General features: G+C 61.2%; 13 protein-coding genes. 9 read left to right on the forward strand and 4 right to left on the reverse strand.

The window, feature by feature from the left end; genetic code table 11:
- Positions 1-6: 6 nt before the first annotated feature.
- The 7 genes from flgD (at position 7) to flgJ (ending at position 6,371) form a co-directional block, all read left to right on the forward strand.
- Positions 7-684, forward strand: coding sequence for a flagellar hook assembly protein FlgD (flgD, locus tag EKL15_RS13850; protein ID WP_016927297.1), 678 nt, complete (start codon positions 7-9; stop codon positions 682-684).
- 54 nt (positions 685-738) lie between these two features.
- Entirely contained in the window at positions 739-1,962 is a 1,224-nt protein-coding gene (gene flgE, locus EKL15_RS13855) for a flagellar hook protein FlgE (RefSeq protein ID WP_004934822.1), read from the forward strand.
- 12 nt (positions 1,963-1,974) lie between these two features.
- Positions 1,975-2,730: a flagellar basal body rod protein FlgF gene (locus EKL15_RS13860; protein WP_060420794.1), complete on the forward strand. Its 756-nt coding sequence runs from the start codon at positions 1,975-1,977 to the stop codon at positions 2,728-2,730.
- Between the two features lie 18 nt (positions 2,731-2,748).
- On the forward strand, positions 2,749-3,531 hold the full coding sequence (gene flgG, locus EKL15_RS13865; protein WP_004934819.1) for a flagellar basal-body rod protein FlgG: 783 nt from the start codon (positions 2,749-2,751) through the stop codon (positions 3,529-3,531).
- A gap of 83 nt (positions 3,532-3,614) precedes the next feature.
- Positions 3,615-4,316, forward strand: coding sequence for a flagellar basal body L-ring protein FlgH (gene flgH / locus EKL15_RS13870; RefSeq protein ID WP_004934817.1), 702 nt, complete (start codon positions 3,615-3,617; stop codon positions 4,314-4,316).
- A gap of 10 nt (positions 4,317-4,326) precedes the next feature.
- Complete coding sequence (locus EKL15_RS13875; protein WP_004934816.1) at positions 4,327-5,427, forward strand: flagellar basal body P-ring protein FlgI; 1,101 nt, start codon at positions 4,327-4,329, stop codon at positions 5,425-5,427.
- The gene (gene flgJ / locus EKL15_RS13880; protein WP_049200258.1) at positions 5,427-6,371 is read left to right on the forward strand and encodes a flagellar assembly peptidoglycan hydrolase FlgJ; all 945 of its coding nucleotides are present in this window, start codon (positions 5,427-5,429) and stop codon (positions 6,369-6,371) included. Before EKL15_RS13875 ends, flgJ begins: the two co-directional genes overlap by 1 nt.
- A gap of 7 nt (positions 6,372-6,378) precedes the next feature.
- On the opposite strand, the gene EKL15_RS13885 is transcribed toward flgJ, so the two are convergent.
- Positions 6,379-6,663: a hypothetical protein gene (locus tag EKL15_RS13885; RefSeq protein WP_038876852.1), complete on the reverse strand. Its 285-nt coding sequence runs from the start codon at positions 6,661-6,663 to the stop codon at positions 6,379-6,381.
- On the opposite strand from EKL15_RS13885, the gene flgK reads away from it, so the two are divergent.
- Positions 6,656-8,305 carry a flagellar hook-associated protein FlgK gene (gene flgK / locus EKL15_RS13890; protein ID WP_070914637.1) on the forward strand — a complete coding sequence of 550 codons (1,650 nt, stop codon included), beginning with the start codon at positions 6,656-6,658 and terminating at the stop codon, positions 8,303-8,305. The two genes, EKL15_RS13885 and flgK, sit on opposite strands and share 8 nt — an antisense overlap.
- Positions 8,306-8,364: 59 nt before the next feature.
- Entirely contained in the window at positions 8,365-9,324 is a 960-nt protein-coding gene (gene flgL, locus EKL15_RS13895) for a flagellar hook-associated protein FlgL (RefSeq protein WP_060420803.1), read from the forward strand.
- A 272-nt stretch (positions 9,325-9,596) separates the two neighbouring features.
- Here flgL and sra read toward each other — a convergent pair whose 3' ends face one another.
- From sra to fliQ, 3 genes are all read right to left on the reverse strand, one after another.
- The gene (sra, locus tag EKL15_RS13900) at positions 9,597-9,731 is read right to left on the reverse strand and encodes a stationary-phase-induced ribosome-associated protein (protein WP_087763075.1); all 135 of its coding nucleotides are present in this window, start codon (positions 9,729-9,731) and stop codon (positions 9,597-9,599) included.
- A gap of 360 nt (positions 9,732-10,091) precedes the next feature.
- Positions 10,092-10,874 carry a flagellar biosynthetic protein FliR gene (gene fliR / locus EKL15_RS13905; protein WP_033632754.1) on the reverse strand — a complete coding sequence of 261 codons (783 nt, stop codon included), beginning with the start codon at positions 10,872-10,874 and terminating at the stop codon, positions 10,092-10,094.
- Between the two features lie 2 nt (positions 10,875-10,876).
- Positions 10,877-11,146: a flagellar biosynthesis protein FliQ gene (gene fliQ / locus EKL15_RS13910; RefSeq protein ID WP_004934803.1), complete on the reverse strand. Its 270-nt coding sequence runs from the start codon at positions 11,144-11,146 to the stop codon at positions 10,877-10,879.
- Between the last annotated feature and the right edge of the window lie 7 nt (positions 11,147-11,153).

Raw genomic sequence — 11,153 nt, forward strand, 5'->3', positions numbered from 1 at the left:
GTTCCCATGGCTATTGCCGCAACCACTAACGAGTCGTTGGACAACACCGTCATCGGTAACAACAGCAAAAATACCAACAGCCAGGATCTGCACAACAGCTTCCTGACGCTGCTGGTGGCGCAGTTGAAAAACCAGGATCCGACCAATCCGATGCAGAACAACGAGCTGACCTCGCAGCTGGCGCAAATCAACACCGTTCAGGGCATCGAAAAACTCAACACCACGCTGGGCTCGATCTCCGGCCAGATCAACAGCAACCAGTCGCTGCAGGCGACGGCGCTGATCGGTCATGGCGTGATGGTGCCGGGCAACAACATTCTGGTCGGCAGCAAGGATGGCAAGGTCAGCACCACGCCGTTCGGCGTGGAACTGGAGCGCGCCGCCGATCAGGTGACCGCCACCATCACCAACGCCAGCGGGCAGGTGGTGCGCACCATCGAAATCGGCGGCCTGACCGCCGGCGTACACGCCTTCACCTGGGACGGTTCGCTGGACGACGGCTCCACCGCGCCAGACGGCGCCTACAAAGTGGCGATTAACGCCAAAGGCAACGGTGAACAGTTGGTGGCGCGTAGCCTGCACTTCGGGCTGGTGAACGGCGTGATCCGCGACGGCAACGGCGCCAAGCTGGATCTCGGCCTGGCGGGCAACGCCACCCTGGAAGACGTGCGACAGATCTTATAACCCTAAGCATCAGGCTCAATCGGACGATAGCCTGACCACTATTCGGAGAATAACATGGCCTTTTCTCAGGCAGTCAGCGGCTTGAACGCGGCAGCAACCAACCTGGACGTGATCGGTAACAACATCGCCAACTCCGCGACCGCGGGCTTCAAATCCGGCAGCGTGTCCTTCGCCGACATGTTCGCCGGTTCGCAGGTTGGGCTGGGCGTTAAAGTGTCCGGCATCACCCAGAACTTCAAGGGCGGCACCACCACCGGCACCAGCCGTGCGCTGGATGTGGCCATCAACGGCAACGGCTTCTTCCGCATGCAGGATAAAGACGGCGGTATCTTCTATACCCGCAACGGCCAGTTCAAGCTGGACGAGAACCGCAATCTGACCAACATGCAGGGCCTGCAGCTGACCGGTTACCCGGCGGCCGGTTCCCCGCCGACCATCCAGCAGGGTGCCAACCCGGTGCCGCTGAGCATTCCTGAAGGCATGATGAACGCCAAGGCGTCTACCTCCGGTGAGATGGTAACCAACCTGAAGTCCACCCATAAAGTTCCGGAGAACAAGACGTTCGATCCGACCAAACAGGACAGCTACAACTACGTCAACACCATCACCGCCTACGACTCGCTGGGTAACGCGCACAACATCAACGCCTACTTCGTGAAGACGGAAGACAACAAGTGGCAGGTCTATACCCAGGACGGCAGCGCAGCGCCAGTGAACGCCGGCACCATGGAGTTCAGCACCAGCGGCAACCTGGTGAAAACCACCAGCACCAACGGCGCGCCGGGCGAGTTCAGCATGGTGATCCCGATGACCGCCAAAGACGGCGCACCGGCGCAAAACTTCACCCTGAGCTTTGCCGGCAGCATGCAGCAGAACGTGGGCAGCGACTCGGTGAGCAAAGTGGCGCAGGACGGCTATGCCGCCGGTGAATACACCAACTTCCAAATCAACAACGACGGCACCGTCGTGGGCATCTACTCCAACCAGCAGACCCAGGTGCTGGGCCAGATCGTCATGGCCAACTTCTCCAACCCGGAAGGGCTGGCGTCGCAGGGCGATAATGTGTGGCAGGAAACCGGTGCATCCGGCCAGCCGCGCGTCGGTCTGTCGGGCGGCGGCGGCTTCGGTAAGCTGACCAGCGGCGCGCTGGAGTCTTCCAACGTCGATCTGAGCCAGGAGCTGGTGAACATGATCGTCGCACAGCGTAACTACCAGTCCAACGCCCAGACCATCAAGACGCAGGACTCCATCCTGCAGACGCTGGTTAGCCTGCGCTAATAGGGCCGAGTCATGGATCACGCGATTTATACCGCGATGGGCGCGGCGCGCCAAACGCTGGAACAGCAGTCCATCACCGCCAACAACCTGGCCAATGCGTCGACGCCGGGCTTTCGCGCCCAGCTCGCCGCGTTGCGCGCGGTACCGGTCGACGGGCCGAGTATGGCGACGCGCACCTTGGTGACCGCGTCGACGCCGGGCGCCGACATGAGCCAGGGGGCGCTGAACTACACGTCGCGTCCGCTGGACGTGGCGCTGCAGCAGGACGGTTTCCTGGCGGTGAGCCTGCCGGGTGGCGGTGAAGCCTATACCCGCAACGGCAACATTCAGATCTCCTCCACCGGGCAGTTGACGGTGCAGGGGCTGCCGGTGATGGGCGACGGCGGCCCGATCGAGGTGCCGCCGTCGGCGGAGATCACCATCGCGGCCGACGGCACCATTTCGGCGCTGAACGCCGGCGATCCGCCGAACACCATCGCGCAGATTGGCCGCCTGAAGCTGGTGAAAGCCGATGCGCGCGAAGTGATGCGCGGTGACGACGGGCTGTTCCGCCTGACGCCGGAAACCCAACAGCAGCGCGGCAATCAGTTGCAAAACGATCCGCTGGTGCGGGTGATGCCGGGCGTGCTGGAAGGCAGCAACGTCAAGCCGGTGGAAACCATGGTCGACATGATCGCCAACGCCCGCCGCTTTGAAATGCAAATGAAGGTCATCCACAGCGTGGATGAAAACGAACAGCGTGCCAACTCACTGCTCTCAATGAGTTAAGCAGCAAGGAAATAACCGATGATTCCATCCTTATGGATTGCCAAAACCGGTCTGGACGCGCAGCAGACCAACATGGACGTGATCGCCAACAACCTGGCGAACGTCAGCACCAACGGCTTCAAACGCCAGCGTGCGGTATTTGAAGATCTGCTGTACCAGACCATGCGTCAGCCGGGGGCGCAGTCCTCCGAGCAGACCACGCTGCCTTCCGGCCTGCAGATCGGCACCGGCGTGCGTCCGGTGGCGACCGAGCGTCTGCACAGCCAGGGCAACCTGTCGCAGACCAACAACAGTAAAGACGTCGCCATCAAAGGGCAGGGTTTCTTCCAGGTGATGCTGCCGGACGGCACTCAGGCCTATACCCGCGACGGGTCGTTCCAGATCGATCAGAACGGCCAGCTGGTGACCTCCAGCGGTTTCCAGGTGCAGCCGGCGATCACCATTCCGGCTAACGCGTTGTCCATCACCGTCGGCCGCGACGGCATCGTCAGCGTCACCCAGCAGGGGCAAACCGCCGCCCAGCAGGTAGGCCAACTGACGCTGACCACGTTTGTCAACGACAGCGGTCTGGAGAGCGTGGGCGAGAACCTGTATCAGGAAACCGAAAGCTCGGGCGCGCCGAACGAGAGCACCCCGGGGCTGAACGGCGCCGGTTTGCTGTATCAGGGCTACGTGGAAACCTCCAACGTCAACGTGGCGGAAGAGCTGGTCAACATGATCCAGACTCAGCGCGCGTACGAGATCAACAGCAAAGCGGTATCGACTTCCGATCAGATGCTGCAAAAGCTGACGCAACTGTAATCTGTCATTGACGGGCCCGGCTTGCCGCGCCCGTCATTCTCTTTCGTGAAACAAAGGCGATACCCGTGGTAACCACATATTCGATGGCAATCCTGCCGCGGCAGGGACAACGCTGGCTGGCGGGAATGGTGATGCTGACGCTGAGCGGCTGCGCCTATATCCCGCACAAACCGCTGGTGGACGGCGCGACCACGGCGCAGCCCGCGCCGGCCAGCGCGCCGATGCCGAACGGCTCGATCTTCCAGACGGTGCAGCCGATGAACTACGGCTACCAGCCGCTGTTCGAAGACCGCCGTCCGCGCAACGTCGGCGACACCCTGACCATCGTGCTGCAGGAAAACGTCAGCGCCAGCAAGAGCTCCTCTGCCAACGCCAGCCGCAACGGCGCCAGCAAGTTCGGCGTCGCCACCTCGCCGCGTTACCTCGACGGCCTGTTGGGCAATGCGCGCGCCGATATGGACATTTCCGGCGACAGCACCTTCGGCGGCAAGGGCGGCGCCAACGCCAACAACACCTTCAACGGCACCATTACGGTGACGGTCAACCAGGTGCTGGCCAACGGCAACCTGCACGTGGTAGGGGAAAAGCAGATCGCCATCAACCAGGGCACGGAATTCATCCGTTTCTCCGGCGTCGTCAATCCGCGCACCATCAGCGGCAACAACTCGGTGACCTCGACGCAGGTGGCGGACGCACGTATCGAATACGTCGGCAATGGCTATATCAACGAAGCGCAGACCATGGGCTGGCTGCAGCGCTTCTTCTTAAATGTTTCACCGTTCTAAGGATTGACTGATGCTGAAAAAATGGTTTATCGCGCTGTGCGTCGGGCTGGTGTGCTTGCCGGCGGCGGCGGAGCGCATCCGCGATCTGGTGACGGTGCAGGGCGTGCGAGACAACGCCCTGATCGGCTACGGCCTGGTGGTGGGGCTGGACGGCTCCGGCGACCAGACCATGCAGACGCCGTTTACCACCCAAAGCCTGAGCAACATGCTGTCGCAGCTGGGCATCACCGTGCCGCCAGGCACCAACATGCAGCTGAAAAACGTGGCGGCGGTGATGGTAACCGCCAAACTGCCGCCGTTCTCGCGCGCCGGGCAGAACATCGACGTGGTGGTTTCTTCGATGGGCAACGCCAAGAGCCTGCGTGGCGGCACCCTGCTGATGACGCCGCTCAAAGGCGTGGATAACCAGGTTTATGCGCTGGCGCAGGGCAACGTGCTGGTCGGCGGCGCGGGTGCGGCGGCCGGCGGCAGCAGCGTGCAGGTCAACCAGCTGGCGGGCGGGCGCATCAGCAACGGCGCCACCATCGAGCGCGAGCTGCCGACCACCTTCGGCAGCGGCGGCGTTCTCAACCTGCAGCTGAACGACGAAGATTTCACGCTGGCGCAGCAGATCAGCGACGCCATCAACCGCCAACGCGGCGGCGGCACCGCGACGCCGCTCGACGCCCGCACGATCCAGGTGCTGGTGCCGCAGGGCAACAGCTCTCAGGTGCGCTTCCTGGCGGAGATTCAAAACATCACCGTCAACGTCGGGGCGATGGATGCCAAAGTGATCATCAACTCGCGCACCGGTTCGGTGGTGATGAACCGCGATGTGATCCTCGACTCTTGCGCCGTCGCCCAGGGCAACCTGTCGGTGGTGGTCGATCGGCAGAACACCGTCAGCCAACCGACGACGCCGTTCGGCGGCGGCCAGACGGTGGTGACGCCAAACACCCAGATCTCGGTGCAACAGCAGGGCGGATCGCTGCAGAAGGTGAACGCCAGCGCCAACCTGAACAACGTGATCCGCGCGCTGAACGCGCTGGGTGCCACGCCGATCGATCTGATGTCGATCCTGCAGGCGATGCAGAGCGCCGGCTGCCTGCGCGCCAAACTGGAAATCATCTGATGGCCGGCGATCTGATGGCGATGTCGGGCGCGGCCTATGACGCCCAGGCGCTGAACGGTCTGAAGCGCGATGCGGCGGCCGACCCGCAGGGCAACCTCAAGCAGGTGGCCCAGCAGGTAGAAGGCATGTTCGTGCAGATGATGCTGAAAAGCATGCGCTCTGCCTTGCCGCAGGATGGGGTATTGAGCAGCGATCAAACGCGGCTCTATACCTCGATGTACGACCAGCAAATCGCCCAGCAGATGTCGCAAAAAGGGCTGGGGCTGGCCGACATGATGGTCAAGCAGATGAGCAACGCCAATACTGTGCCGAGTGAAACGGCGGGCCTGTCGCCGATGGCGCTGGACAACGAGGTGCTGCAAACGCTGCCGAACCAGGCGCTGGAGCAGATGGTGCGCCGCGCGATGCCGAAAGCCCCACCGGCCGCCGCGCCGCTGTCGCTCAACAACGGCAACTTCGTCGCTCGCCTGTCGATACCGGCGAAGGTCGCCAGCCAGCAGAGCGGCATTCCGCATCAGCTGATCGTCGCGCAGGCGGCGCTGGAGTCCGGTTGGGGGCAGCGCGAGATCCCGACCTCGGACGGCACGCCGAGCTACAACCTGTTCGGCATCAAGGCCGGCGGGAGCTGGAACGGGCCGGTGACGGAGATCACCACCACCGAGTTCGAACAGGGCGCGGCGAAGAAGGTGAAGGCGAAGTTCCGCGTCTACGGCTCGTACGTCGAGGCGATCGCCGATTACGTCAAGCTGCTGACCAACAACCCGCGCTACGCCGACGTGGCCGCCGCGCGCAGCCCGGAGCAGGCGGCGCATGCGCTGCAACGCGCCGGCTACGCCACCGACCCGCAGTACGCCAGCAAACTGGTCAGCGTGATTCAGCAGATGAAGAACGCAGGGGAACAGGCGGTCAAAGCGTATACCCACGATCTGAAAGATTTGTTCTAAATCCCCGTCAGGCTTGACGCCGCAGCGGCGTTGACTGCACAAGTTCGCCCCGGTCACTTGGCTTAACCAGGCTCCCGGGGACGCCCTTGCTTGTCGCCTTGCTGCGACGCCAATTATTGAGGGGATAGGCGGTAATGAAGGCTGGCTGGATGCTGACCGCATTGCCGCTTTTTTTCCTCAAGTTCTTCTCATTTTTGCCGATAACCGAGACAGGCTGAGCGAACAGGCTCAGCAGCTCAATTAGAACCCTGTGGGCCACCGGCGCCGCAGCATAAGGAATTCCGATGTCCAATAGCTTAATCAATACCGCGATGAGCGGGCTGAATGCGGCTCAGGTGGCGCTCAGTACCGTCAGCAACAACATCTCCAACTACAACGTGGCGGGCTATAACCGCCAGACCGCGATCCTGGCGCAGAACGGCGGCATGGCCACCATGAGCGGCTTTATCGGCAACGGTGTGACCGTCACCAGCGTCAACCGCGAGTACAACCAGTTCATCACCAACCAGTTGCGCGGTGCGCAAAGCGCCTTCGGGGCGCAAAACGCCTATTACGAGAAGATTTCGCAGATAGACAACCTGCTGGCGAGCAAAACCAACCCGCTGTCGACCAACATGCAGGATTTCTTCACCAACCTGCAGAACCTGGTGAGCAACGCCGGTGACGACGCCGCGCGCCAGACGGTGCTGGGCAAGGCCAATGGCCTGGTGAACCAGTTCAACAACACCGACAAATTCCTGCGCGACATGGACAACGGCGTCAATCAGCAGATCAGCGATACGGCGCAGCAGATCAACAGCTACGGCCAACAGATCGCCAAGCTGAACGACGAGATCACCCGTTTGCGCGGCAGCGCCGGCGGCGAGCCGAATGCGTTGCTGGATCAGCGCGATCAGCTGGTTACCGAGTTGAATCAGCTGGTGGGCGTGCAGGTCACGCAGCAGGATGGCGACGCTTATACCGTCTCCTTCGCCAACGGTTTGACCCTGGTGCAGGGCAGCAACACTTATCAGGTGGAGGCGATGCCTTCCAGCAGCGATCCTTCCCGCCTGACCATCGGTTATAACCGCGGCAATGGCGCCAGCGAAGTGCCGGAAGGCCAGATCACCAGCGGCAGCCTGAGCGGCGTGCTGAAATTCCGCAGCGAGACGCTGGACGGCGTGCGCAATCAGCTGGGCCAGTTGGCGTTGGCGATGGCGGACAGCTTTAACCAGCAGCATCGCGCCGGTTTCGACCTGAACGGCGACGCAGGCGGCGACTTCTTCAGCTTCAGCGGCGGCCGGGTGGTGGATAACACCCGCAACACCGGCGACGCGTCGCTGTCGGTCGCTTACACCGACACCGGCAAGGTGAAGGCCAACGATTATCGCGTCGAGTTCGACGGCAGCAACTGGCAGGTCAGCCGCCTGCCGGACAACGTGAAAGTCAACGCCACGCCGGGCACCAGCGCCGATGGCAAACCGACGCTGAACTTCGATGGGCTGGAAGTGAGCATCGACGGCAATGCGCAGGCTAAAGACAGCTTCACCGTGAAGCCGGTCAGCGACGTGGCGGGCAACCTGAAAGTGGCCATCACCGATTCGTCCAAGATCGCCGCCGCCGGTAAAGACGACAGCGGCCGCGGCGATAACGAAAACGCCAAGAAGCTGCTGGATCTGCAGACCAAAAACCTGGTGGACGGCAAGGCGACCTTGAGCGGCGCTTACGCCGGCATCGTCAGCGGCGTCGGTAACCAGACCGCTGCCGCCAAGGCCATCGCCACTTCGCAGGCCAAGATCGTGACCCAGCTGGGCGAGCAACAGCAGTCGATGTCCGGCGTTAACCTTGACGAAGAGTACGGCGAGCTGCTGCGTTTCCAGCAGTACTACATGGCCAACGCGCAGGTGATCCAGACCGCCAGCTCGCTGTTCGACGCGCTGCTGAATATTCGTTGATTTCATTGTTAACCGGCGCCGATAACGGCGCCGGTCGCTCAGAGTAAGGAACCCACAGCATGCGCATGAGCACCAGCATGATGTACCAACAGAACATGAACGGCATCACGGGCAACCAGTCGCTGTTCATGAAGGCCGCCGAGCAGCTTTCCTCGGGCAAGCGGGTGATCAACCCGTCCGACGATCCGCTGGCGGCGTCGCGCGCGGTGATGTTGTCGCAGTCGCAGGCGGAAAACAGCCAATACACGCTGGCGCGGACTTTCGCTCGCCAAAGCGTGTCGATGGAAGAAACGGTCTTGGCCGGCGCGACGTCCACCATCGCGGACATGAAGGCGCTGATCGTCAGCGCCGGCGGCACCGAAAGCGATAACGACCGCCAGTCGTTGGCCACCCAGCTGCAGGGGCTGAAAGATCAGCTGCTGAACCAGGCCAACAGCACCGACGGCAACGGCCGCTATATGTTCGGCGGATACGTGAACGACAAGGCGCCGTTCGTCGACAACGGTGGCACCGTCAGCTATCAGGGCGGCGACAAGACGGTTCAGCAGAAAGTGGACGCCAACCGCACCATGACCATCGGCCATACCGGCAACGCGGTGTTCATGTCGTTGACCAGCAACCCGAAGCCTGAGCCGGACGGCAGCGCGCCGGTCAGCAACGTATTCGAGAGTATCGATATCGCGCTGAACGCGCTGAAAACCCCGCTGCAGGGCGCCGATGAGGCCACCAAGCAGCAGGTGAACGATGCGCTGGCGAAAGCCAACCGCGGCCTGGACAACTCATACAACAACGTGCTGAGCGTGCGCGCCGAGCTGGGCAGCCAGCTGCAGGAGATGGATCAGCTGGACAGCATCGGCAAAGAGCGCGACATGACCAACCAGGTCCAGATGAGCGCGTTGACGGATGCCGATCTGGCCGAGTCTATTTCGTCTTACTTTATGCAGCAGGCGGCGCTGCAGGCGTCGTATAAAACCTTCAGCGATATGCAGGGCATGTCGCTGTTCCAGATGAATCGTTAAGAGCAAGACCCCGTTGCCTGACCGCGACGGGTTTCCCTTTAGTGCGCTTAGAAAACGTCCTCTCCGCCCCGCGGGGAGGAAGGCTTCTTGAAACCGGGCGCACTCGTTTGGCGCGTCACTCGTTCTCCCACTACTGACTGAGTGACGCGCCTTTTTTTCATCAGGGAAGAAATAATACGATTGTCACCCCTGTTTAATGCGCAACGGCATGATTGAAATCAGTGGCGGAAAAATCGCGATGGATATTATTTCCCTGACGATAAATAGCGGTGCTATTTCTTTTTCTTCTCTACTTTCCATTTTCCGCCGTCGGCCGTCTCGGTAAAAGAAACTCTAAACTTGTTGCTTTTCCAGTGGGTCAAACCGAATAACCGACGTGCTTTGCGGTTGCTTTTCGCTTTAATCATGATCTCGCTCCTGTGGTTAGCAAAGGTCGATGCTGCGCCCTGCAGCCGGCAGGCTGCCGGACGCATTTATTCTGGGTGTAAGTTATCTGTCGCGCATTTAACAATGCGTGACTGCGTTATTCTTATTTTTTACTCGAGATAAACGTACTTTATCGCTGCGAAAAATAAGGAGGTGCAAGGCGATATTTTTTTTGTTACCGGGTCTATTCTAGGTCGGGGTTTTATTTATTCAAGCCACCGGAGACATTTGAACCTTAATCCGGATAAAAGACGTTTCTCAGGCTTTTGTCCCAAGAAAGCGTTTTTATTGCCATTTTGTCTCAGGCGAAAACGGGGGGAAGGAAGGGGCTGCGCAGGGGCTTAGAAGGTCATGCCGCCGATCACCGCCGCCAGCCGATCGAAGATTTCACCGAACAGATGCTCGCAGAACGGGGCTAACATCGGCATCATCATGCCCAGCGTCATGATGCCGAAGGTCATGGTGACCGGGAAGCCGATCACGAAGACCGACAGTTGCGGCGTCATGCGGTTGAGCAAGCCGAGCGCCATGTTCAGCGTTAACAGCAGGCAGATCAGCGGCAGCGCCAGCATCATGCCGTTGATGAAGATCAGCGAGCCGACCTGGGTCAGCACCAGGAAGCCGTTGCCGTTCAGCGGCTGCGTCTGGATAGGCAGGGTGTGGAAGCTGTCCGCCAGCAGCGAAATCAGCCACAGATGGCCGTCGAAGCTGAGGAACAGCAGCATCGCCAGCAGGTTGAGCAGGCGCGCCAGCACCGGCATGTTCGGGCCGCCGCTGGGATCGAAGAAGGTGGCGAACGACAGACCCATCTGCATGCCGATCACTTCGCCCGCCAGGCGCACCGCCGCGAAGGCGAACTGCATGGTCAATCCCAGCGCCACGCCGATCAGAATCTGTTGAATCGCCAGCCACAGGCCGGCGGCGGAGAAGATCGGGATATTGCTGGCGGGCAGCGTCGGCGCGATCAGGATGACGATCAGCCCGCCAAGGCCGATTTTGACCTTTTTGCTGATTTGCTTTTCGCTGAATATCGGCGCGGTGCTTATCAGCGCCAGAATGCGCAGCAGCGGCCAAAAATAGTGGCTGAGCCAGACGGTGAGCTGGGCGCTGTCGAAGGTGAGCACGGTTAGCCGATCAGGGTGGGCAGGTTGCTGAACAGGGTGCGCATGTAGTCCAGCAGCAGGTTCAACATCCAGGGGCCGGCGATGATGATGGTGGCCACCACCGCCAGAATTTTGGGGATGAACGACAGCGTCATTTCGTTGATCTGGGTAGCGGCCTGCAGCAGGCTGACCACCAGGCCGCTGATCAGCGCCGCCAGCAGCAGCGGCGCGGCCAGCGCCAGCGCCACTTTCATCGCCTCGGTGCCGAGCGCCATAACCGATTCAGGTGTCATCTCGCGT

The organism is Serratia sp. 4542 (assembly GCF_016805595.1).
GTDB classification, from domain to species: Bacteria; Pseudomonadota; Gammaproteobacteria; order Enterobacterales; family Enterobacteriaceae; genus Serratia; species Serratia nevei.